Source organism: Kribbella qitaiheensis, assembly GCF_014217565.1.
GTDB lineage: Bacteria > Actinomycetota > Actinomycetes > Propionibacteriales > Kribbellaceae > Kribbella > Kribbella qitaiheensis_A.
Genome location: NZ_CP043661.1, coordinates 1,450,944 through 1,473,501 on the forward strand (window position 1 = coordinate 1,450,944; position 22,558 = coordinate 1,473,501).

The following is a 22,558-nucleotide window of genomic DNA, read 5'->3' on the forward strand; positions in this document are numbered from 1 at the left end:
GCCGAGACGCCGGTCAGCCCCAGCGTTCGGACTTCGCTGACCTCGAGACCAGGCTGAAGAGCATGTCCTTGGGTGTCATCTCACCGGCGACGACCTTGGTGACATGCTCCGCGATCGGCATCTCGACGTCGTGGTGATGCGCCAACTCGGAGATGGACGAGCAGGACTTCACGCCCTCAGCCACCTGGCGGGTAGCGCCGGCGATCTCGGCCACGGTCATCCCCTGGCCGAGCTTCTCGCCGAAGGTCCGGTTCCGCGACAACGGCGACGAACAGGTCGCCACCAAGTCACCAAGACCGGCCAGGCCGGAGAACGTGTGCTCGTCCGCGCCCAACGCAGTACCGAGCCGGGCTGTCTCCACCAACCCGCGCGTGATCACCGAGGCCCGGGCGTTGTCCCCGAAGCCGAGACCGACAGCCATCCCGACGGCCAACGCGATCACGTTCTTGGTCGCGCCGCCGAGCTCGCAGCCGATCACGTCGTTGTTCGTGTACGGGCGGAACGTCGGCGAGTGGCACAGCTTCTGCAGCCGCGCCGCCGTCCCTTCATCAGCACACGCCACCACGGCAGCGGCCGGTTGCCCTTCAGCGATCTCGCGAGCAAGGTTCGGCCCCGACACCACGGCGATCCGCTCGGGACCGGCCCCGGTGAGCTCGGCGATCACCTCGCTCATCCGCTTCGTCGTACCGACCTCGACGCCCTTCATAAGACTGACCAGCGGTACTGCGGCCGGCAGCACGTCGGCCCAGTCGCGCAGGTTGTCCCGCAACGACTGCGAAGGAACGGCGAGCACGATCGCCTCGGAACCCTCGGCCGCCTGTGCCGGGTCATGCGTTGCGGTGATGGCGTCCGGCAGCCGCAGCCCGGGCAGGTAGTCCGGGTTCTCGTGCCGGCTGTTGATCGCCTCGCAGAGCGATTCGCGGCGACCCCACAGCGACACCTGGTTCCCGGGCCTGCGCGAGCACAATGGCGAAGGCCGTCCCCCACGAGCCGGCACCGAACACCGCGACTTTGGTCATCGAGTCTCCTCATCCTCAGGCTGGTTCCGCGGGTCGAACAATTCCTTGGGCGGGGTCTCACCGCGCAGTACGCCGAGCTCGCCGGCGACCCGGTTCATGATCGCCTCGGTTGCCTCGTGCAACAGCTCGGTGGTGATCGGGCGGCCCTGGAACGCGCTCAGGTCGACCGGCTCGCCGGCCAGCACCCGCATCGTCTTGCGAGGCAGCAGCCGGATCCGCATGCTGCCGTACGACGCGAACACCTCTTGCGCGCCCCAGTTCGCGATCGGGATCACCGGGCAGCCGGTCAGCAACGCGATCCTTGCGGCACCGGTCTTGCCGGTCATCGGCCACAGCTCCTGGTCGCGCGTGATCGTGCCCTCGGGATAGACGCCGACGCACTCGCCCTTCTCCACCGCCGCAACCGCCGCGCGGAACGCATCCGCGGCCTCGGCAGAATCGCGATAGACGGGGATCTGCCCGGCGCTGGTGATGATCCGGCCGGCGATCGGCAGCTTGAACAGCGACGCCTTGCCGAGCAGCCGCGGGATCCGCCGGCACTCCCAGATATAGAGGCCGAGGACGAACGGGTCGAAGTGCGAGATGTGGTTCGTCACGAACACCATGCCGCCGGTCCGGGGCAGGTTCTGCATGCCGCGGAAGTCCCGCTTGGTCCAGAACAGCATGAACGGTTTGACGATGACGACCACCAGGCCGAACCAGAAACCACGGCGCGGCCGGGGTCCCTCGGTCCTGCGCTGGCCGTTCACTTCGGCCTCCTGGTCGTCGTACGAGCCGTCGGTCATGGGAGAATCCTGCCTGATGTCAGACGTAGAGGTCGCGTCCTGGATCCTGGTGATCCCGGTGAAGCGTACGGCGATCGCGAAGAGCCGGCTCGCTGCCGCCTACCCGCAGCACCGTCCGGAGCTGGCGCATGCCTTCGCTGTCGACACTACTGCCGCTGCGCTCGACTCTCCCCTGGTGCACGCCGTCCTGGTCGTCACCGATGATCCAGTGGTCGCAGCGGACGTCACAGCGGTCGGCGCGCGCGTAGTACCGGACCTGCCTGGAGTGGGACTCAACGAGGCGCTGGAGCATGGCGCAGCGATCGCTGCCGCGGACTACCCAGGCATGGGTGTCGCTGCGCTCTCGGCGGATCTACCAGCGCTACGGCCAGCTGAGCTGTCTGCTGCGCTGGCTGCTTCCACAGCAGACCGCAGCTTCGTGATCGACCAGCCAGGAACCGGTACGACGATGCTTGCCGCCGGCCCCGGCGTTCCGCTCGACCCGCGCTTCGGCGTCGGTTCCGCACTAGCCCACCAGGCATCCGGTGCGCACCCGATCGAACTGACGTCCATCGACTCGGTACGCCGCGACGTCGACACCGCAGCGGACCTGGCGCACGCAGTACAGCTAGGCGTCGGACCGCGGACTGCTGACGTGATGTCACTTGTCCTCGGCGCTGCCACAGGGTCCGAAGGACTGGCTTGCTGAGCTAGTGTCCTCACATGCAAGCGACTGTGAGCCGCTACGACGCTGCGACAGGATCCGGCGCAGTGTTGACCGATGCCGGTGTCGAACTGTCCTTTGCCGCCGACGCCTTGGCCCGTACTCCGGTGCGCCTGCTACGCCTCGGTCAGCGCGTCCGCCTCGACACCACCGGCTCCGGCGCCGACCTCGCGATCACCGCGGTGCATTTCATCACCATCAACTAGTACCCCGGCACGGCGAAGGCCGGTCGCCCCTGGAGTGGGGTGACCGGCCTTCGCTGGTGTAGCTGCAGGTACCGAAGGTCAGCGTGCTGCTGCGCGCTTCGCCGGTGCCTTCTTGGCGGGGGCCTTCTTGGCCGGCGCCTTCTTGGCAACGACGGCCTTCTTTGCCGGAGCCTTCTTGGCAACGGCCTTGGTGGCCGGAGCCTTCTTGGCCGGGGCCTTCTTGGCAACCGTCTTGGTGGCGGATGCCTTCTTGGCCGGGGCCTTCTTGGCGGCGGCGGCCGTCTTGGTCGCGGCGGCCTTCACCGGCGCGGCCTTCTTGGCCGGGGCTGCTGCCTTGGTGGCGGCCGGCTTCGGCGCGACCAGCTTCGGCAGCTTCTTCGCACCGGCGACGACGGCCTTCAGCTCCGCACCAGCGCGGAACTTCGGCACGACCGTCTTCTTGGCCCGCTTGACCTCACCGGTCCGCGGGTTGCGGACCATCCGGGCCCCGCGCTCGATGGCCTCGAAGGCACCGAACCCGGTAATGGCAACCTTGCCGCCCTTCTTGGTCAGCTCGCGCTGGACGGTGTCGATCACCGACTCCAGGGCGTGCTGGGCCGAACGGCGATTTCCGTCGAAGTGCACTGCGAGCGCTTCGACCAACTGGCTCTTGTTCACTGTCTTCCCTCCGTGAACTCCTGCGTCGAGCACAGCGCTCGATCTTCCGTGAACGTTATGGACTCCGCACGCTATGCACAAACACCAACGCGGCAATTCGGCCTTGTTTTAGGCGATTTGGGCCACTTTTCTTCCCGAACCACCCCTAAAGGCCACTTCGAATCCCTTCAGAGCAACGATCCGGCGACCATCGGTGACACCCGCCAGAGCCGCCCGAGCCGGGTTCAGCGCCGCTTTCCGCGCAGTGTCCGGACGCCCGACCGGGCCGTATCGAGGCCTCTGGTGACGGCCGATTCGCCCTTCCGGGCCCGGAGCTCCTGGCTCACCTTGCCCAACAGCCACTCCAGCAAGGGCACAGCGATCGCCAGCACGACCCACATGATCAGTCGTCGCCGCAGGAACAACCACATAGTCTTCCGCCTCCTTGGTTCGTTGCCGGAAGACTAGTTCCCGTAGCCCAAACCAGCCCTCAGAGCCAGCCGCGACGCTTGAAGATCAGGTGCAGACCGCCACAGACCAAGGCCATCATCCCGACCGCGAACGGGTAGCCGAACTGCCAGTGCAGCTCCGGCATCTTGTCGAAGTTCATCCCGTAGACGGTGCCGATCAGGGTCGGCGCGAACAGGATCGCCGCCCATGCGGAGATCCGCTTCACCTCTTCGTTCTGCGCGTTGCTGGCAACGGTGAGGGACTTCATCTCCTCGTTCTGCTGCTGCGCGACCAGCGTCGCGTTCACCGTCAGGATGTCGCGGAGCAGTTCGCGGAAAGCGTCCACCCGCTCCACCACCTGGGTGACGTGGTCGGCCACATCGCGCAGCGAGCGCTGCAGTTCCTCGTCCACGCCGTACTTGTCGAAGCCGGCCCGCAGCGAGTCGAGGATGCCGATCAGCGGCCGGGTCGCGCGCTGGAACTCGATCACCTCACGGGACAACTCGTAGATGCGCCGCGACACCTTCGGGTCGCCGCGGAACACCTCGGTCTCGATCTCGTCGATGTCGTTCTCGAGGCCGGCGACCACCGGCGCGTAGCCGTCGACGACCTTGTCCATGATCGCGTAGAGAACAGCCTCGGTCCCCCGCCGCAGCAACTCGGGATCGCGTTCCACCCGGCGGCGGACGGCGGCCAGGTTCGGCGCCTCGGCGTGCCGGACCGTCACCACGAAGTCCGGGCCGACGAACAGGTGCACCTCGCCGAACTCGACCTCCTCGGTCTCGTCCCGGTAGCGTGCGGCCTTCAGTACGACGAACAGCGTGTCGCCGTACCGCTCGAGCTTCGGCCGCTGATGGGCCTGGATGGCGTCCTCGATCGCCAGCTCGTGCAGGTCGAACTCCTTGGCCAGCGAGTTCAGTTCACGCCGGTCCGGCCGGTACAGGCCGATCCAGGCAAGGCTGTGCGGCGACTCGTGCAGCTCCTGATAGGTGTCTGCCAACGATTCCGGCGAAGCGACCCTGCTGCCGTTGCAGTAGATCGCGCTGTCCACAACGCTGTGCCCCTTGGGCTTGGCGCCCGGCGACGGGGCCGGCTTCTGCTCCAGCGGAGCAGGCTCGACCACACCGGCGGCGTACCGGCGGGCGGCGGCGCGGAGCGAAGGGGTGCGGCTGAACGCACGAAGGGTACGGATGCGCAGGTCGGACATGAGTCCTCCAGGAAAAGCCAGAAGCGGAAGTGTGCGGCAGCTTCTGCCCGACCTCCGCGGCCCCGTTGCCGCGCGCCACAACACACCCCTGGCGATCGCGCCGGGGTGTGACCTGGAAGAGGATTCAGTCCCTCAAGGCCGAGCGAGATCGATATGTCTGGAGGGTTCGCTGCTCATGGCGCCCCACCTCCAAAATCTCGCAAGCCTTGTTCTGACAACCCCGGCTGTCCTTGTTCTGAACAACCCCGTCAGCCTAACACCGGGTGTATCGGCATAAGTGTGCGATTCGTTACGCCGAAGTTTCCGGCAACTGTCTGGTGGGTACTGCGAACGCTCCGCACCCACGAAAAAGCGGCCGCGACCGGGGACACCACCCCAGCCACAGCCGCTTCGAAGTACCCACCCTCTCGCTTTTCCCTGACCTCAGCCACCCACGGCCTTGGTGCGGAGCTTTTTACGCCTTTACCGGAAGGGTTGCGGGCTTGAAGGCGGGCCGGGTGGCCTCGTACGCCGTGATGTCGGCCTCGTGGGACAAGGTGATGCCGACGTCGTCGAGCCCGTTCAGCAGCCGGTAACGCGTGTAGTCGTCGATCTCGAACGGAGCCGACACCTCACCGGCCGAGATCGTCTTGTTCTCCAGGTCGACCGTGACCTTGGTGCCCGGGTCCGTCTCGATCGTTGCCCACAGCTGCTCGACCACGTCCTGCTCGACGAGGGCCGCGAGCAGCCCGGCCTTGCCGGAGTTGCCCCGGAAGATGTCGCCGAACCGCGAACACACGACGACCCGGAACCCGTAGTCCATCAGGGCCCAGACCGCGTGCTCACGCGACGATCCGGTGCCGAAGTCCGGCCCGGCGACGAGCACCGAGACGCCGTCGTACTCCGGCTGGTTCAGCACGAACGAAGGATCGTTGCGCCAGGCAGCGAACAGCCCGTCCTCGAACCCGGTCCGGGTGACCCGCTTCAGGTAGACGGCCGGGATGATCTGGTCGGTGTCGACATTGCTGCGCCGCAGCGGGACCGCGGTGCCGATGTGCTGGGTGAAGGCTTCCATGATTCCTTTGTCCTCAGACGTTCTCGGTTATGGCGACATCCAGCGGCTCCAGGTCCGCAGGAGCGGCCAGAGTTCCGGTGACGGCGGTGGCGGCGGCAACCAACGGCGAGACCAGGTGCGTCCGGCCGCCCTTGCCCTGGCGTCCTTCGAAGTTGCGGTTGGAGGTCGAGGCGCTGCGCTCGCCCGGTGCCAGCTGGTCCGGGTTCATCCCCAGACACATCGAGCAGCCCGCGCCACGCCATTCGGCGCCGGCGTCCTTGAAGATCTGGTCCAGACCCTCGGACTCGGCCTGCAGCCGGACCCGGCCGGATCCCGGTACCACGAGCATGCGGGTGCCGTCGGCAACCTTCCGGCCGGCCAGTACGCCGGCGGCCGCGCGGAGATCCTCGATCCGGCCGTTCGTGCACGACCCCAGGAAGACGGTGTCCACCTTGACCTCGCGCAGCGGCGTACCGGCGGTGAGGCCCATGTAGGTCAGTGCGCGCTCGGCGGCGATCTTGTCGTTCTCGTTGTCGAAGTCGTCCGGCGAGGGCACGTTGGCCGACAGCGGGACGCCCTGGCCCGGGTTGGTTCCCCAGGTGACGAACGGGGCGATGTCCTCGGCCCGCAGTACGAGCTCGCGGTCGAACTTCGCGTCGTCGTCGGTGGCCAGGCTGTTCCAGTACTCGACCGCGGCTTCCCAGTCGACGCCCTGCGGAGCGTGCGGCTTGTCCTTCAGGTACGCGTACGTCGTCTCGTCCGGCGCGATCATGCCGGCCTTCGCGCCCCACTCGATCGACATGTTGCAGATCGTCATCCGGGCTTCCATCGTCAGCGCGCGGATCGCCTCACCGCGGTACTCGACGATGTAGCCCTGGCCGCCGCCGGTGCCGACCTGCGCGATCAGCGCGAGCACCAGGTCCTTGGCGGAGACGCCATCGGGCAGTACGCCGTCGACGGTGACCGCCATCGTCTTCGGGCGGGCCTGCATCAGGGTCTGGGTGGCGAGCACGTGCTCGACCTCGCTGGTCCCGATGCCGAAGGCGATCGCGCCGAACGCGCCGTGCGTGGAGGTGTGGCTGTCACCACAGACCACGGTCATCGCCGGCTGGGTCAGGCCGAGCTGCGGGCCGATGACGTGGACGACGCCCTGGTCGGGATCGCCGAGGGTGTGGATCCGGACGCCGAACTCCTTGGCGTTCTTGCGCAGCGTGTCCACCTGGGTACGCGACACCAGGTCGGCGATCGGCTTGTCCACGTCCAGCGTCGGGACGTTGTGGTCCTCGGTGGCGATCGTCAGATCCGGGCGGCGGACCGGCCGGCCGGCCAGCCGGAGGCCGTCGAAGGCCTGCGGACTGGTCACCTCGTGCACCAGGTGGAGGTCGATGTAAAGGAGGTCGGGCTCTCCGTCGGCATGGCGCACAACATGCGCATCCCAGACCTTTTCCGACAGCGTCCTACCCATCAGACTTCTCCTTAGAGGTTTGCTGGTTGTGTGCCGCAACAGCCACAGTGCTCCGGTGGTGACCTGTTCTGCGACTTGCGTTCCACGATTCGAGACGGCAATATCGTCTCATGGACAACTCTAGCGGAGTCGGCGTTCTCGACAAAGCAGCTCTCGTTCTGTCCGCACTCGAGTCCGGACCGGCGACCCTGGCCGGACTCGTAGCGGCCACGGGGCTGGCCCGGCCGACGGCACACCGGCTCGCGGTCGCGCTCGAACACCACCGGCTGGTGGGCCGCGACATGCAGGGACGGTTCGTGCTCGGGCCGCGACTCAGCGAGTTGGCCTCCGCCGCCGGTGAGGACCGGCTGCTGGCGACGGCCCGGACCGGTGCTGGCGCGACTGCGCGACATCACCGGCGAATCGGCCCAGCTGTTCCGGCGCCAGGGCGAGTACCGCGTCTGCGTCGCCGCCGCCGAGCGCCCGTCCGGTCTGCGCGACACCGTGCCGGTCGGCAGTCAGCTGACGATGGCCGCTGGATCCGCCGCTCAAATACTGCTTGCCTGGGAGGACCCGGAGCGGATGCACCGCGGCCTCCACAACGCGACCTTCAACGCGGCGGCACTGGCCGGCGTACGGCGTCGCGGCTGGGCGCACTCGGTCGGCGAGCGCGAGCAAGGGGTCGCGTCGGTCTCCGCCCCGGTCCGCTCCCCCTCCGGCAAGGTGATCGCCGCGGTGTCGGTCTCCGGCCCGATCGAGCGCCTCTCCCGTCAGCCCGGCCGGATGCACGCCCCCGCCGTGATGGCCGCCGCCGAACGCCTCTCCGAAGCCCTCCGCCGCGCCTCCGAGTAGTCCCCTACTTCTTCACCGAAGAGCCCGTCGCCGCTGATCCTTGGCACCGTGGGCAACGCGGCTTTCACCATGGTGATGTTGATGGTCCTCGTCGCCAGCGGCGGACGCTGGCCCCTGACCGCACTCTGGCACGCGACCCTTAACGCCATCGGTAGCGCATTCCTCTTCACGATGGTGACCGGCCCGGACGACGCCCGGCTCGGCTACCTGCTCGCCGCCGCCTACGCGGTTGTCGCCGTCGTCAGGTACTTCGTCGTGCGGTCGCGGCACCCGAAGGCCGGCCGGATCACCTTGTAAAGAAGGGGCCTGCTGGTCGAGAGAGTCCGGAAACGACGAGCGCCTCTCACCTGACGGTGAGAGGCGCTTTTCTCTGGTAGCCCCGACGGGATTCGAACCCGCGCTACCGCCTTGAGAGGGCGGCGTGCTAGGCCGCTACACAACGGGGCCAGAGGTTGTCACTCGATCTTTCGGACCGGGCAACGAGGAAGAACTCTACCGATTTTCACCGGGCGGGTCCAATCACTCGCTGGGGTACTAGGACTCGAACCTAGACTAACTGGACCAGAACCAGTCGGGCTGCCAATTACCCCATACCCCAAAGCTTTTACTGCGATTGTGAGAGTGTTTTGCGCCCTCACAACCTGGCCCGCTGAGCCTACCTGAGCACTGCCCCAGAAACCAAAACGGGATCGGTCGCAGCGATTGTCACTCGCGTCACACCAGTCTCTTCCCCGGTTCGACGGGCGGTGCGACCAGCGGCAGGTTGCAGGTGGTCGCCAGCTTCTGCCGACGGGCCAGCAGCACGGCCACGACGCCGAACGCGACGAACTTCGCGACGTCGAGAAGGACCAGCGACCAGGGCGCGTCCTTGGCCCCCAGGCTGTCCCCCACGCTGTTGGTCAGCGCCGCATAGATGAACGTCACCACGTTGTTCGCAGCATGCGCAGCGATCGACGCCTCCAGCCCACCGGTCCGTACGACGAGCAGCCCGGCCACCACACCGAACGCGAACCGGTCGAGGAACAACGCCGGGCTCTCCCAGGGCCAGATCCCGTGCGCCATCGTGAAGATCACCGCGGTCACCAGTACTGCGACCACCCGGCTCCGCACCAGCGCGCCGACCGTCTGCATCAGGTACCCGCGGAAGAAGTACTCCTCCCCCGCGGCCTGGAACGTCGACGTCAGCAACGTCACCGCGATCACCGCGGCGGCGTCCTTCGCGACCCCGCTGTGCTCCGAGCTGAGGACGTCGACGCCGCCGAACTCGACGAAGACCAGCGCGACCAACTCCAGCGCGACAGCGGCAATCGAGAACCACACCAACGGCCGCCAGCGGATCCTGCCCGCCACCGAGGACAGCAGCCCCGGCGTCTGCTGGTTCAGCCGGGTCGCGACCAGCATGCAGAGCGGGATCAGCACGATCAGCGACAGGTTCGTCGCGAGCAGCCCGAGCCACGAGACGGTGCCCTCGGGGTCCTTCCGGATCGACTGCTGGATGCTCAGGATGATCAGGCTGGCGAACATCCAGCCGGCCAGGACTGCGAAGGCACCGACGAGCACGGTCCACGACTGAGTGACCTGGTTCCGCAGCAAGCGGTGATAGGGCTGCGGACCCGCGTCCCGGACCTCGTCTCCGGGACGCGGCGCAACGTCGTACGGCATCAGTTCAGTCCGTGGCGACGGCCGCCCGGGCCGCCGCGACCCGGCCGAGCGAACGGTCCCGGCCGAGCAGCTCCAGCGACTCGAACAGCGGCGGCGAGATCCGGCGACCGGAGATCGCCACCCGGACCGGGCCGAACGCGTTCTTCGGCTTCAGCCCGAGCCCCTCGATCAGCGATGCGCGCATCGCCTGCTCGATCGCCTCGGTGGTCCAGTCGGACACCTCCGCGAGCGCCTTCGAGGTGGCCTCCAGTACTGCGCCGGCGTCGCCGGTCAGCACCTTGGCGCCCGCGTCCGGGTCGATCGAGAACTCCGACTCGTCGACGAACAGGAAGCCGAGCATCTCCGGCGCCTCGGAGAACGTGTTCATCCGCTCCTGCACGTGCGGCACGGCCGCGTTCAGCAGTGCGAGCTGCTCCTCCGAAGGCTCGGCCGGCAGCACGCCCGCCTTCGCCAGGAAGGGCAGCGCGCGCCTCGCCCAGTCGGCCGGCTCGAGCAGCCGCATGTGCGAAGCGTTGATCGCCTCACACTTCTTCGGGTCGAAGCGGGCCGCGTTCGCGTTCACCTTGCGGATGTCGAACGCCTTGATCATCTCGTCCATGGTGAAGACGTCGCGATCGTCGGCGATCGACCAGCCGAGCAGGGCCAGATAGTTCAGCAGGCCCTCGGGCAGGAAGCCGCGCTCCATGTACTCGCCGAGCCCGGCGCCCGGGTCGCGCTTGGACAGCTTCTTGTTGCCCTCGCCCATCACGAACGGCAGGTGCCCGAACTTCGGCGTCCGGCCGGCGCCGATACCGATCTCGGCCAGCGCCTCGTAGAGCGCGATCTGCCGTGGCGTCGACGGCAGCAGGTCCTCGCCACGCAGTACGTGGGTGATCTCCATCAGCGCGTCGTCGACCGGGTTCACCAGCGGGTAGAGCGGGTAGCCGTTCGCCCGGACCAGCACGTAGTCGCCCAGGTTCTCCGGCAGGAAGGTGATCTCGCCGCGGACCAGGTCGTCGAACGTGATCGGCCGGTCGGGCATCCGCAGCCGTACGACGGGACGCCGGCCGTCGTCGAGGTAGGCCTGCACCTGCTCCGGCGTCAGCGCGCGGCAGTGGCCGTCGTACCCGCTGTGCTGACCGGCGGAACGAGCTGCCTCGCGGCGCTGGTCTAGCTCCTCCTGCGAGCAGTAGCAGTGGTACGCCTTCCCTGCGGCGAGCAGCTTCGCCACCACATCGGCGTAGATGTCCATCCGCTCGGACTGCAGGTACGGACCGAACTCGCCGCCGACCTCGGGGCCCTCGTCCCAGTTCAGGCCGAGCCAGCTCAGCGAGTCCAGCGTGTACTGCAGCGCCTCGGGGGTGTTCCGCGCCTTGTCGGTGTCCTCGATCCGCAGTACCAGCTTGCCGCCGTAGTGCCGGGCGAAGGCCCAGTTGAACAGCGCGCTGCGGATGTTGCCGACCGTCAGCAGCCCGGTGGGCGACGGTGGGAAGCGGACCCGCACCTGGTTCGGCTCCAAGCCGCCGAGGACGCTTTCGTCGGTCGGGGCAGGCTTGTCAGTCACGCACGATCACCTTGTTCGTCAGAGTTCCGAGTCCTTCGATGCTGATCGCGACCTCGTCGCCGGGCAGCATCGGGCCGACCCCCGCAGGGGTGCCCGTGAGCACCACGTCGCCAGGCAGCAGCGTGGTGAACGAGGTGATGTAGGCCAGCACCTCGGGAATGTCGAAGATGAACTGCGAGGTCCGGCCGTCCTGCTTCGGCTCGCCGTTCAGCGTGGTGGAGACGCGCAGATCGGACACGTCGAGCTCGGTGCTGATCCACGGGCCGAGCGGGCAGAACGTGTCGTACCCCTTCGCCCGGGCCCACTGGCCGTCGCTCTTCTGCAGGTCGCGCGCGGTCACGTCGTTGGCGATCGTGTAGCCGAAGATCACCTCGTTGACGCGTTCCTTCGGCAGGTCGCGGCAGATCCGGCCGATCACGATCGCCAGCTCGCCCTCGAAGTGCAGATCGTTGGTCTGCTCGGGGTAGACGATGCCGTCCCGCGGGCCGACCACGCTCGTGTTCGGCTTGAGGAAGATCAGCGGCTCCTTCGGCACCTCGTTGCCGAGCTCCTCCGCGTGGGCTTGGTAGTTCCGCCCGACGCAGACCACCTTGCTGCGCGGGATCACCGGGGCCAGCAGCCGGACGTCCGCCAGTTGCAGTTGCTCGCCGGTGAACTGGACGGGCCGGTACAGCGGGTCCGAGTCGAGTACGGCGACGGTGCCGACGAGCCCCTCGGGGTCATCGGTCTCGACGACGCCGTACTTCGGCTCGTCGTCGACGGAGAATCTGGCGATACGCACGGGTTGTAGCCTTCGCGGTGGTTCCGGGAATGAATGGCCCGAGCCTACCGCCGGGCCGGGGTGAGACAGTTATCCGGTGACGACTGACATCCGGCTGGCGCTTCCCGCCGAGTACGACGCGGTCGGCGAACTCACCGCCACGGCGTACGCGAGCGACGGCTTCATCCCCGAAGGCTCCGACTACGGCCGGACGCTACAAGCCGCCGCGGACCGTGCGGCCAAGGCGGAACTCTGGGTCGCGGTACGCAACGGCACCGACCTCGCCGGGGGCGGAACGGCCACGGAGTCGCGGGAGTTTGCAGCGGAGTTGCTGGGCACGGTGACGTTCTGTCCTGTCGGGTCCGTCTATCGCGAGATCGGCCGCGACGACGAGGGCGAGTTCCGGATGCTCGGCGTCTCCCCCGAGGCCCGCGGTCTCGGCATCGGCACCTTGCTCACGGAGCACTGCATCCAGCGCTCCCGCGACCTCGGCTTCACCCGGGTAGTGATGAGCAGCGCCCGACCCATGAAACCGGCACACCGCATCTACGAACGCCTCGGCTTCACCCGCCTCCCCGAACGCGACTGGTCCCCCCGCCCCGGCGTCGACCTGTTCGCCTTCACCTTGGACCTGTGACCACTCTCTTCGAGCGTGCTGACTGGGAACCGCTGGCGGCCGCCCACGCGGCGCGCGTCGACACCCTCCTCGCCGATCACCTGGCCCGCCGCCAACGCCGCGAGAAACACCCGGTAGAGGACTTCCTCTTCACCTACTACCCAACGCGCCCCAACCAACTCCGCGTCTGGCACCCCGGCCCCGGCATCCGGCTACGCGGCGGCACGCAGTACAAGGAAAAGAAGGGCTACCGGTACTCCGAGGACGTCGCCGACCTGGACCCGGACGAGATCGCCCGCCGCACGGACTCCATCACCTGGATCCACCAGTTGCTATCAGCAACGGCCGGCCGCCAGCCCCAATTCGGCTGCTTCGGCCTCCACGAATGGGCCATGGTCTACCGCACCGCGGACATCCGCCACGACTGGCCCCTCCGCCTGGGCTCGACAGGCACCGACCAGGTAGTCGAATCCCACAAGATCGCCTGCTCCCACTACGACGCCTTCCGCTTCTTCACCACCCCCGCGCGCCCCTTGAACCTCCTGCAACCCACCCGCGAGGCTCAACCCTCGCTCGAGCAGGGCGGCTGCCTACACGCCAACATGGACCTCTACAAATGGTCCACCAAGCTGATGCCCTTCACCCCAAGCTCGCTGGTCCTCGACTGCTTCGAACTGGCCCGAGACATCCGCACCCTAGACATGCGCGCATCGCCGTACGACTTCACCGCGTTGGGCTACTCCCCCATCGAAATCGAGACCCCCACCGGCAAAGCGACCTACGCCGCAGCCCAACGAGCCTTCGCCGACCGCGCCGGTCCCCTCCGCCTCCAACTCGCCACCCTCTGCGAGCAGCTCCTCACCACCTGACCCTCGTACGCCGCCCCGAATCGAGCCGGTGATCGGTAGCCAGGCAGCCAATTCCCCAGGGCCTTGCAATCTGGGCGAAGGCCTCGTGCCGGTCGGCAGGCCTTCTTCCCGACCAGTAGTGACTAGTCCGGCCTGGTCGCCTTGAGGGCGAAGAGGAGCGGGATTCGTGGGGCGTCGGCTGGGAGGCGGTACCAGCCTTCGGGGGTTTGGTCCATGGTGGGCCAGCGAGGCCATTGGAGTACTTCGGATTCGCGGAGGCTGGTGAGGTGGAAGCCGGTGGTGGCGAGGGTGGTGATGAGTTCGCCTAGGCCGTGCATCCACTCGTAGCTGCGTTGGCGGCCCGGGACCTGGTCGCCGGTGTAGGTGAAGGTGGAGTCGAGGGCGATCGAGCCGCGGCCTTCGAGGTAGTCCTTGCGAATGGTCAGGGCGCCGGTGTCGCCGGGTTGCGCGACCGGGCCGAGTGCGTTCAGCAGCGGGTGAAATTCGACGATGTAGAGCGATCCGCCTGGCTTCAGCAGAGCGTGGACGACCTCGGCCCACGAGCGGAGATCCGGGAGGTAGCAGAGCGCGCCCTTGCCGGTGTAGACGACGTCGAACTGCCTTCCCTGCAGCGCCTCCGCCGCGTCGTACACGTTGGCGTACACATACTCGACGTCCACCTCCGCAGCAGCCGCGATCCGGCGAGCTTCTTCCAGCGACTTCGCCGACAGATCGAGGCCCACGGTCCGCGCGCCTCGTCGAGCGAAGGCGATCGTCTCGGTGCCGAGATGACACTGCAGGTGTACTATGTCGCGCCCCTCCAGCTCGCCGAGGTCTTCCCACTCGTACTCGGCGAACCAGAAGTCCGCCGGCCGGTCGTAGAACTCACTGGCCGCGTGCAACGCCGCCCGCGCGTCCCAGTCCGCCTCGTTGGCCGCCACCATCCGCAGTACATCCGCTTCCAGTCCCACCGAACCGCCTCCTCGTCACGCTGAGAAACCAGTCTCTCCAGCGCGGGGTGCAGCGGCCGGAGTTCTCACTGCCTGTGAGCGAGCCGGCGGGAGACCCTGCTACCGATCTCCCGCCCGCTGTCAGAAGGTCGCTTCGGCGGTGATCTTCGCGTACGCCGTACTGAATTTCCCATCCGGAACGCAGTTCATGACAGCTGTCTGCCCTGGCTCCAGGTCGCTGCTATTGCAGTCGACATTCCCCAGGACTTCACCGTCCTTGGTCAGGAACTTGAAATGCAGGAAGGCCGTGGACGTCGCGTCGCTGACGTTCTTCACCTTGCCGGTGATCGAGAACATGCCGAGCTCGTTCTTGACCGCCCAGCCGGCCAGCGTCTCGTGCTTGCCGATCGAGAAGGCCTGGCCGGCCTTCACATCGCGCGGTGCGTTGCGGGCCGTGGTGTCGTCGATCCCCTTCGAGATGTCATCCGCGGCCTTCCCCAGGAAGGCCACACAGCCGCCGACTCCGAGCACCGCCAAAGTCAGCAGCACCAGGAACACGTTCCTGACGGTGTGCTTCTTCTTCGGCGGCTGGAAATATGGCGGCTGAAACTGCCCCGGCTGCTGGTATTGACCAGGCGGTGGCATTTGTCCAGGCGGCTGGAATTGGGCAGGCTGCTGCTGCGAGTCATGCGTCACGAGTTCCCCCTCATGCAATGGACAGTGCGCTCCGGGCCGCGACCAGAAGTCGTTCCCCCGGCCCGTTCACTGCAGGCGACCATACGCCTGATCGCCACGCTGGGTAATCACGATTCGGTCTCACTGATTGAGTGCACAGCATTTGCCGAGGTACTTCTTGTTCAAGGTTGCCACTTAACCTTGAACAACGGATACTCGGGTTCATGGCTCGGGTGGAGTTGCATCGGTGGCCGGGGCACCCGGATGGGTTCACCCGGGCTGAACGGCTGGGCGGGTCGTACGAGTTGTACTTTCCGGATCCGCTGGTTGGGCGGGAGTTCGATCTCGACGACGAGGTGCTGGCAGCGTTGGAGGATGCGGCCGGGGATCTTGCGCGGCTGGATGCGACGGCCGCGGTACTGACCAATAGTGAAGCGTTGGCGCGGTTGTTGTTGCGGGCCGAGGCGGTTGGGTCGTCGCAGATCGAAGGGCTTGTGGTTGGGGCGCGGCGGTTGCTCAAGGGCCGAGGCGCTGAGGGGTGATGCTCGGCATCACGATGTCACCGCCGACGAGGTGCTCGGCGCAGTCGATGCGATGACCTGGGTGACCGAGTCCGTGGAGACCGGCGACAAGCTCGAGGTGGAGCATCTGCTCGAAGCGCATCGGCGATTGATGGCGCATTCGCCGACGCCGGAGTACGGCGGTGAGGTGCGTTTCCTGCAGAACTGGATCGGTGGCCGCTCCCCCGCCGAGGCGTACTACGTTCCACCGCCCGCGCAGCTGGTACCTGAACTGCTGGCGGACCTGATGGCGTTCATCCGCGAGTCGCGGTTGCCCGTGCTGGCGAAGGCGGGGATCGCGCATGCCCAGTTCGAGACGATCCATCCCTTTGCCGATGGCAACGGTCGTACCGGGCGCGCGCTGATCCACCTGATCCTGCGCGCCGAGGGACTCGTCGAACGGACCGTTCCACCGGTCTCACTATCGCTGGCGACCCACGCCACGCAGTACGTCGAAGCGCTCACCGCGTTCCGGCACACGGGAAAGGCGACAAATCCACGAGCCCGTACTGCGGCCAACCGGTGGCTACTCATGTTCGCCATCGCGTGCAGTCATGCGACAGCCGAGGCTGCCCGCTTCGAGCGAACCGCCTCGGAGCTCAAGTCCGCTTGGCGGGAGAGAGCAGCTCCGGTACGAGCCGGGTCCGCCGCTGACCTGCTCATCAACACGTTGCCGGCAGCCCCTGTTCTCACCCTCGCGGCAGCAGCCCGGCTGATCGACAGATCTCAGCAGGCCGCCAACCAGGCCCTCACCCGATTGACCGCCGCCGGCGTACTGCGCGAGGTCACCGACGCGCGCCGCAACCGCGTCTACGAAGCCCCCGAACTCATCGATGCATTCACCCTCCTGGAACGCCGTTTCGCCAGCCCCGCCGCCGACACCCGCATCGAACCTCCGAACCGTCCAGTGCCATCAAGCCCCAACCGGCCCTGACCCGCGTGGACCGGCCCATCGCCGCCTCCTCTTCGCACAGCAAACTGCCGCGCGATCGACTAGCAGATCGCGTGGCCGGGCGCCACGACCGACACACCTTCGTGAGTTGACTTCCGCTCGTCGGTCGAGGTTCAATTCGAACATACGTTCGAAGCTCGATCAAACGGGGAGTGTGAGGAACTGTGATGCCGGAGCCGTTCGACTGGGACATCCTGCAGCGACCGTCCGCGATGGCGATGGTGCGGGGACAGCTCGGCTTCAGCTGGATGGTGTTGTCCGGGCGGCTCGCCGCGCTGACCGACGAGCAGTACTTCTGGCGCCCGAGCAGCCAGGCATTGACCGTCGTACGACGGCAGTACGCCGGGCGCTTCAGATCGATGGGGTCCGGCGAGTGGGTCGCGCAGTGGCCGGACGAGCCGGATCACCGCGGACCGCGGACCATCGCCTGGCTGATCGCCCATCTGACCGAGACCTTCTTCGAGCGCTGGGAGTGGACCTTCGGCGCCAGCAGGCAGGGGCCGGGCCGACATCACCCTGCACGGCAACGCCCAGGACGCGGTCGCCTGGCTCGCGCACTGGGTCGATGCCTGGCAGGAGTCGATTGCCGGACTGGACGAGGAGCAGGCGATGACGGTCGGCATCAGCCAGGCAACCGAACTCGACGCTTCCGAGCCGTTCGGCCATGTCGTCCTACGCCTCAACCGCGAACTCATCCACCACGGCTCCGAGATCATGACCCTGCAGGACCTCCATGCCCTCGCCGCCTAACCAGCGCCGGACCAACCAGCACGGGACCGACCATCGCCGACCTGAGCTACCTCGGCGACTTGACCTGCCCCGGCAGCCTGACCTGCACCGCTTGTCCGACCCGTCCCGGCGATCTGAGCCGCCTCGACAGTCCCACTCGTTCCGGCAGCCCGATCCGCTCGGGCTTCCGGACCAGAACGCCTGGCCGCCAGGGCGCGGATTCTCCAACCACCGCTCAGGAGAGCGTCTTGGTGGCCAGGTCCCATCTTGACATCGCGGCGTGCTGAGATGATTTCCACAAGATGTGCGACACGCGGCGCGTCGCGGCACTACATGTGGGGGTTCTGTGGCTAAAGTCTCTACTACTGGCGAACAGGGGAATCCGGTGGAAATCCGAAGCTGCCCCGCAGCGGTAAGCGGGGAATGTGCTCCGTGAGCCCGAATACCTGTCGCCGGTGCGTGTGCCGCCGGCGCACGCTGTCCGAGGCCTCGAGGGCGGGCCGCAGGGCGTGACAGCAGAAGATCAGCAAGATGGTGGGCAGCAGCCCCGGACCGGGTCGTAAGACGCGGGTCGGCACCTAGCACCCCATCGGGTCGTGAGCACCCCAGGCCGGGGTGCCGCGCGCGCTGATCGACCCTGTCCCGTCGTGCGCTCCACTCCCGGGTCCCGGTCGTCAAAAGACTCGCGTGGAGAGAGCGCTTGTGACCATCGTTTCGCCATCCCAACCGACCATCGGCCAACCGGCCAGCGGCCAGCCGACCAATGGCGCACCCGGTCAGTCGGCACCGAACCAGCTGACCGTCGTACGCCGTGACGGCAGCAGCGCCGCGTTCGACCCGACCAAGATCTCGGTCGCCCTGAGCAAAGCCTTCCTGGCCGTCGAGGGCACCGAGGCCGGCAGCAGCCATCGGGTCCGCGATCTCGTCACCGACCTGACCGACCGCGTTGTCACCACCCTCACCAGCCGCGGCGACGCGCGGCGCAGCGTGCAGGTCGAGGACATCCAGGACCAGGTCGAGCTCGCCCTGATGCGGGCCGGCGAGCACCAGGTCGCCCGCGCCTACGTGCTGTACCGCGAGGAGCGCACCAAAGCCCGGACGCCCGACACAGCGGCCGAGCTCAGCACCAAGCCGGTCATCAACGTCCGCGCGGCCGACGGCACCAGCGCACCGCTCGACGTCGAGCGCCTGCGCGTGATCGTCGCCGAGGCAGCGGCGGGTCTCGGATCGGTCGACGCCGAGCTGATCCTGAACGAGACGCTCGGCTCTTGCTACGACGGCATCGCCCAGCACGAGGTCGAGCTCGCCCTGGTGATGGCGGCCCGCGGCTACGTCGAGACCGAGCCGGAGTACAGCTTCGCCGCCTCCCGGTTGCTGCTCGACCAGATTCGTCGCGAGACGCTCGGCCGCGTGCACGGTGAGCCGCGGCAGGCGAGCCAGGCCCGACATGGCCACGGCGTACGTCGACTACTTCCCGCTCTACATCCAGACCGGGATCGAGGCCGGGCTGCTCGACCCCGAGCTGGCCACCTTCGATCTGGCCAGGCTGGCCGCGGCGATCAAGCCGGAGCGCGACCTCGACTTCGCCTTCCTCGGCCTGCAGACCCTCTACGACCGCTATCTCCTGCACATCGACAAAACAAGGTTCGAGCTGCCGCAGGCCTTCTTCCTCCGGGTCGCGATGGGGATCTCCTTGAAGGAAGAGAACCGCGAGGAGCGCGCGCTCGAGTTCTATGAGCTGCTCAGCTCGTTCCGGTTCATGTCCTCGACGCCGACCCTGTTCAACTCCGGAACGACGCGGCCGCAACTGTCGTCCTGCTTCCTGACCACGGTCGACGACGACCTGTCCGGCATCTTCGCCGGCATCCGCAACAACGCGCTGCTCGCCAAGTACTCCGGTGGACTCGGCAACGACTGGACCCCGGTCCGCGGCATCGGCGCCAAGATCCGCGGCACCAACGGCGAGTCGCAGGGCGTCGTACCGTTCCTCAAGATCGCCAACGACACCGCCGTCGCGGTCAACCAGGGAGGTAAGCGCAAGGGTGCGGTCTGCGCGTACCTCGAAACCTGGCACATGGACATCGAGGAGTTCCTCGACCTCCGCAAGAACACCGGCGACGAGCGCCGTCGTACCCATGACATGAACACCGCGAACTGGGTGCCCGACCTGTTCCTGCAGCGGGTCGAGGCCGGTGGCGACTGGACCCTGTTCTCCCCCGACGAGGTCCCGGACCTGCACGACCTGTACGGCGCGGCCTTCGCCACGGCGTACGAGAGCTACGAGCGGGCAGCGGATCGCGGCGAGATCCGGGTGTTCCGCCGGGTCAAGGCCGTCGACCTGTGGCGCCGGATGCTGACCGTGCTGTTCGAGACCGGTCACCCGTGGATCACCTTCAAGGACGCGTGCAACCTGCGCTCGCCGCAGCAGCACGACGGCGTGGTCCACTCGTCGAACCTGTGCACCGAGATCACCCTGAACACCACCGTCGACGAGACCGCGGTCTGCAACCTGGGCTCGGTCAACCTGGTCGCGCACCTGACCGGGACCGGCCTCACAGCCGCTGGTTTGGATGGCGAACTCCTCCGCGACACCGTGAAGACGGCAGTCCGGATGCTCGACAACGTGATCGACGTGAACTTCTACACCACGCCGGAGTCGGAGCGCGCGAACCAGCGGCACCGTCCGGTCGGCCTCGGCCTGATGGGCTTCGCCGACGCGCTCTTCGCGCTGCGCATCCCCTACAGCTCCGACGCCGCCGTCGCGTTCGCCGACAGCTCGATGGAGCAGATCAGCTACCACGCGATCGAGGCCTCGAGCGACCTGGCCGCCGAGCGCGGCCGATACCAGACGTACGACGGATCACTGTGGAGCCAGGGCATCCTGCCGATCGACTCGCTGGAGCTGCTGCGGCAGGCCCGCAACGGCGATCTGACCGTCGACACCGGCAAGGAGCTCGATTGGGACGTACTGCGGGTGAAGGTGCTCCGCGACGGCATGCGCAACTCGAACGTGCTGGCGATCGCGCCGACCGCGACGATCTCCAACATCTGCGGCGTGAGCCAGTCGATCGAGCCGATCTACCGCAACCTGTTCGTCAAGTCGAACATGTCGGGCGAGTTCACCGTCGCCAACCCGTACCTGGTCGCCGACCTGAAGGCGCGGGGGTTGTGGGACGCGGTGATGGTGTCGGACCTGAAGTACCACGACGGCATCCTGTCCCAGATCGATCGCGTCCCGGCCGATCTGCGGGAGCTGTACGCGACGGCCTTCGAGATGGACCCGATGTGGCTGATCAAGGCGGCATCGCGTCGGCAGAAGTGGCTCGACCAAGCCCAGTCGCTGAACCTCTACATGTCGGCTCCGTCCGGCAAGGCGCTCGACGAGCTCTACCGTTCAGCCTGGCGCTACGGGCTGAAGACGACCTACTACCTGCGCTCGCAGTCGGCCACCCACGTGGAGAAGTCCACCCTGCAAGGGACGGACGGCCGGCTCAACGCAGTACCGGTCGCAGCCGCACCGGTCGCGGCAACTCCAACGCCGGCTCCCGTCGCATCGCCGATCACGACCAGCGCAGTACCGGCCACTCCCCCGGCGCCGGCGCCCGAAGTACCGATGGACGATTCATTGCTCGATGCACCTGCCGTCTGCCTGATCGACGACCCCGACTGCGAGGCCTGCCAATGACCACCACCAGCAACGTGACCGGACTCGGTTCGATCGCCGTCGGCGCTTCCCGGATCGAGGTCGCCGACAAGGCGATGATCAACGCCCGCGCGGACGTGAATCAACTGCTGCCGTTGAAGTACCAGTGGGCCTGGGAAAAATATCTTGCCGGGTGCAACAACCACTGGATGCCGACCGAGGTCTCGATGCAGGCCGACATCGCGCTGTGGCAGCGTCCGACAGGGGCCAAGGACGGCCTGACCGAGGACGAGCGGCTGATGCTGAAGCGCAACCTCGGCTTCTTCGCCACCGCGGAGTCGCTGGTCGCGAACAACATCGTGCTCGCGGTCTACCGCCAGCTCACCAACCCCGAATGCCGTCAGTACCTGCTCCGCCAGGCGTTCGAAGAGGCCGTGCACACGCACACCTTCCAGTACATCTGCACGTCGCTCGGGCTGGACGAGGGTGAGCTGTTCAACATGTACCGCGAGGTGCCGTCGATCTCCGACAAGGATGCCTGGGCGCTCAAGTACACCCAGCACCTGGAGGATCCCGACTTCAAGACCGGTACGCCGGAGACCGACACCGACTTCCTCCGCGATCTGATCGCGTTCTACGTGGTCTTCGAGGGGATGTGGTTCTACACCGGCTTCGCGCAGATCCTGTCGCTCGGCCGGCGGAACAAGATGGTCGGTATCGCCGAGCAGTACCAGTACATCCTGCGCGATGAGTCGATCCATCTGAACTTCGGCATCGACTGCATCAACCAGATCAAGCTGGAGAACCCGCACCTGTGGACCGAGGCGTTCCAGGCCGAGGTGCGCCAGATGCTCACCGAGGCCTGCGAACTCGAGGTCGCCTACGGCCGCGCCACGATGCCGAACGGCATGCTCGGCCTCACCGCCGACCTGTGCGAGCAGTACATGCACTTCGTCACCGATCGCCGCGCCGAGCAGATCGGCATCAAGCCCATCTTCGGCGAAACCCGCAACCCCTTCGGCTGGATGTCCGAAGTGATGGACCTCAAGAAGGAGAAGAACTTCTTCGAGACCCGAGTCATCGAATACCAATCCGGCGGCGGCCTCAGCTGGGACTGAAGTAGCTGCCGAAGGACTCAGTTGCGTCCGAAGGGCCGGGGGTCCTGCCCCTCGGTCCTTCGGACGCAAGTGCGCCGGTTGGTTCTCGCGTTAGCTGGAGACCTCTTGTCAACATCGAGGCCCGATCCCACCCCGGACCACTGCCTGGCTGAACGTCCGGTCTCCCC

20 protein-coding genes, 2 tRNA genes, 4 pseudogenes and 1 riboswitch are annotated in these 22,558 nt (G+C 67.1%); of the genes and pseudogenes, 12 read left to right on the plus strand and 14 right to left on the minus strand.

All coding sequences use genetic code 11. The features are described 5' to 3' along the window. Positions 1-13: 13 nt before the first annotated feature. Both F1D05_RS06565 and F1D05_RS06570 read right to left on the minus strand, forming a co-directional pair. Positions 14-1,019: pseudogene (locus F1D05_RS06565) on the minus strand (NAD(P)H-dependent glycerol-3-phosphate dehydrogenase). Next, a complete protein-coding gene (locus F1D05_RS06570) occupies positions 1,016-1,804 on the minus strand; it encodes a lysophospholipid acyltransferase family protein (protein WP_185446456.1) in 789 nt (262 codons plus the stop codon). Before F1D05_RS06570 ends, F1D05_RS06565 begins: the two are co-directional and overlap by 4 nt. A 16-nt stretch (positions 1,805-1,820) precedes the next feature. Here F1D05_RS06570 and cofC point away from each other — a divergent pair, with 16 nt between their 5' ends. Both cofC and F1D05_RS06580 read left to right on the plus strand, forming a co-directional pair. Then, positions 1,821-2,492: a 2-phospho-L-lactate guanylyltransferase gene (cofC, locus tag F1D05_RS06575; protein WP_185446457.1), complete on the plus strand. Its 672-nt coding sequence runs from the start codon at positions 1,821-1,823 to the stop codon at positions 2,490-2,492. Between the two features lie 14 nt (positions 2,493-2,506). Next, positions 2,507-2,713, plus strand: coding sequence for a hypothetical protein (locus F1D05_RS06580; RefSeq protein ID WP_185446458.1), 207 nt, complete (start codon positions 2,507-2,509; stop codon positions 2,711-2,713). A gap of 78 nt (positions 2,714-2,791) precedes the next feature. On the opposite strand, the gene F1D05_RS06585 is transcribed toward F1D05_RS06580, so the two are convergent. The 5 genes from F1D05_RS06585 to leuC all read right to left on the minus strand — a co-directional run bounded on the left by F1D05_RS06585 (position 2,792) and on the right by leuC (position 7,504). Then, positions 2,792-3,370: an HU family DNA-binding protein gene (locus tag F1D05_RS06585; RefSeq protein ID WP_185446459.1), complete on the minus strand. Its 579-nt coding sequence runs from the start codon at positions 3,368-3,370 to the stop codon at positions 2,792-2,794. A 224-nt stretch (positions 3,371-3,594) separates the two neighbouring features. Beyond that, complete coding sequence (locus tag F1D05_RS06590) at positions 3,595-3,780, minus strand: hypothetical protein (RefSeq protein ID WP_185446460.1); 186 nt, start codon at positions 3,778-3,780, stop codon at positions 3,595-3,597. 59 nt (positions 3,781-3,839) lie between these two features. Continuing rightward, positions 3,840-5,006, minus strand: coding sequence for a magnesium/cobalt transporter CorA (corA, locus tag F1D05_RS06595; RefSeq protein ID WP_185446461.1), 1,167 nt, complete (start codon positions 5,004-5,006; stop codon positions 3,840-3,842). A 454-nt stretch (positions 5,007-5,460) separates the two neighbouring features. Continuing rightward, on the minus strand, positions 5,461-6,060 hold the full coding sequence (gene leuD, locus F1D05_RS06600; RefSeq protein ID WP_185446462.1) for a 3-isopropylmalate dehydratase small subunit: 600 nt from the start codon (positions 6,058-6,060) through the stop codon (positions 5,461-5,463). Between the two features lie 13 nt (positions 6,061-6,073). Next, positions 6,074-7,504, minus strand: coding sequence for a 3-isopropylmalate dehydratase large subunit (gene leuC / locus F1D05_RS06605; RefSeq protein WP_185446463.1), 1,431 nt, complete (start codon positions 7,502-7,504; stop codon positions 6,074-6,076). A gap of 110 nt (positions 7,505-7,614) precedes the next feature. On the opposite strand from leuC, the pseudogene F1D05_RS06610 reads away from it, so the two are divergent. Together F1D05_RS06610 and F1D05_RS06615 are read left to right on the plus strand one after the other, a co-directional pair. Further along, positions 7,615-8,335: pseudogene (locus tag F1D05_RS06610) on the plus strand (IclR family transcriptional regulator). Positions 8,336-8,383: 48 nt separating this feature from the next. Next, the gene (locus tag F1D05_RS06615; protein WP_185446464.1) at positions 8,384-8,632 is read left to right on the plus strand and encodes a hypothetical protein; all 249 of its coding nucleotides are present in this window, start codon (positions 8,384-8,386) and stop codon (positions 8,630-8,632) included. A 74-nt stretch (positions 8,633-8,706) separates the two neighbouring features. On the opposite strand, the gene F1D05_RS06620 is transcribed toward F1D05_RS06615, so the two are convergent. The 5 genes from F1D05_RS06620 to F1D05_RS06640 form a co-directional block, all read right to left on the minus strand. After that, a tRNA-Glu gene (locus F1D05_RS06620) sits at positions 8,707-8,782 on the minus strand. Positions 8,783-8,861: 79 nt separating this feature from the next. Then, positions 8,862-8,933, minus strand: a tRNA-Gln gene (locus tag F1D05_RS06625). Between the two features lie 116 nt (positions 8,934-9,049). Further along, positions 9,050-9,997 carry a CPBP family intramembrane glutamic endopeptidase gene (locus F1D05_RS06630; protein ID WP_185446465.1) on the minus strand — a complete coding sequence of 316 codons (948 nt, stop codon included), beginning with the start codon at positions 9,995-9,997 and terminating at the stop codon, positions 9,050-9,052. 4 nt (positions 9,998-10,001) lie between these two features. After that, complete coding sequence (gene gltX, locus F1D05_RS06635; RefSeq protein ID WP_185446466.1) at positions 10,002-11,540, minus strand: glutamate--tRNA ligase; 1,539 nt, start codon at positions 11,538-11,540, stop codon at positions 10,002-10,004. Next, positions 11,533-12,321 (minus strand): fumarylacetoacetate hydrolase family protein, encoded by a 789-nt coding sequence (locus tag F1D05_RS06640; RefSeq protein ID WP_185446467.1) that lies wholly within the window; start codon positions 12,319-12,321, stop codon positions 11,533-11,535. The genes gltX and F1D05_RS06640 overlap by 8 nt, the downstream gene beginning before the upstream one ends. A gap of 76 nt (positions 12,322-12,397) precedes the next feature. Here F1D05_RS06640 and F1D05_RS06645 point away from each other — a divergent pair, with 76 nt between their 5' ends. Together F1D05_RS06645 and F1D05_RS06650 are read left to right on the plus strand one after the other, a co-directional pair. Continuing rightward, a complete protein-coding gene (locus tag F1D05_RS06645; RefSeq protein WP_185446468.1) occupies positions 12,398-12,937 on the plus strand; it encodes a GNAT family N-acetyltransferase in 540 nt (179 codons plus the stop codon). Next, positions 12,934-13,785 (plus strand): 3-methyladenine DNA glycosylase, encoded by an 852-nt coding sequence (locus F1D05_RS06650; RefSeq protein ID WP_185446469.1) that lies wholly within the window; start codon positions 12,934-12,936, stop codon positions 13,783-13,785. The genes F1D05_RS06645 and F1D05_RS06650 overlap by 4 nt, the downstream gene beginning before the upstream one ends. A gap of 122 nt (positions 13,786-13,907) precedes the next feature. Here the strand turns inward: F1D05_RS06650 and F1D05_RS06655 are convergent, their stop codons facing one another. Together F1D05_RS06655 and F1D05_RS06660 are read right to left on the minus strand one after the other, a co-directional pair. Beyond that, positions 13,908-14,735 (minus strand): class I SAM-dependent methyltransferase, encoded by an 828-nt coding sequence (locus F1D05_RS06655; RefSeq protein WP_206686100.1) that lies wholly within the window; start codon positions 14,733-14,735, stop codon positions 13,908-13,910. Between the two features lie 120 nt (positions 14,736-14,855). Further along, positions 14,856-15,359 carry an FxLYD domain-containing protein gene (locus F1D05_RS06660; RefSeq protein WP_185446470.1) on the minus strand — a complete coding sequence of 168 codons (504 nt, stop codon included), beginning with the start codon at positions 15,357-15,359 and terminating at the stop codon, positions 14,856-14,858. A gap of 254 nt (positions 15,360-15,613) precedes the next feature. Here F1D05_RS06660 and F1D05_RS38675 point away from each other — a divergent pair, with 254 nt between their 5' ends. The 6 genes and pseudogenes from F1D05_RS38675 (at position 15,614) to F1D05_RS06685 (ending at position 22,391) form a co-directional block, all read left to right on the plus strand. Continuing rightward, positions 15,614-15,931, plus strand: a complete 318-nt coding sequence (locus F1D05_RS38675) for a Fic/DOC family N-terminal domain-containing protein (RefSeq protein ID WP_206686101.1) — start codon at positions 15,614-15,616, stop codon at positions 15,929-15,931. Between the two features lie 61 nt (positions 15,932-15,992). Then, positions 15,993-16,883 carry a Fic family protein gene (locus F1D05_RS06665; protein ID WP_206686102.1) on the plus strand — a complete coding sequence of 297 codons (891 nt, stop codon included), beginning with the start codon at positions 15,993-15,995 and terminating at the stop codon, positions 16,881-16,883. A gap of 266 nt (positions 16,884-17,149) precedes the next feature. After that, positions 17,150-17,651, plus strand: a pseudogene (locus tag F1D05_RS06670) (DinB family protein). 309 nt (positions 17,652-17,960) lie between these two features. Further along, positions 17,961-18,098: riboswitch (cobalamin riboswitch) on the plus strand. 234 nt (positions 18,099-18,332) lie between these two features. After that, a pseudogene (locus F1D05_RS39845) lies at positions 18,333-18,659 on the plus strand (ATP cone domain-containing protein); the annotation flags it as partial. A 418-nt stretch (positions 18,660-19,077) separates the two neighbouring features. Then, positions 19,078-21,315 (plus strand): ribonucleoside-diphosphate reductase subunit alpha, encoded by a 2,238-nt coding sequence (locus tag F1D05_RS06680; protein WP_246486477.1) that lies wholly within the window; start codon positions 19,078-19,080, stop codon positions 21,313-21,315. Beyond that, positions 21,312-22,391, plus strand: coding sequence for a ribonucleotide-diphosphate reductase subunit beta (locus F1D05_RS06685; RefSeq protein WP_185446471.1), 1,080 nt, complete (start codon positions 21,312-21,314; stop codon positions 22,389-22,391). The genes F1D05_RS06680 and F1D05_RS06685 overlap by 4 nt, the downstream gene beginning before the upstream one ends. Positions 22,392-22,558 lie beyond the last annotated feature (167 nt).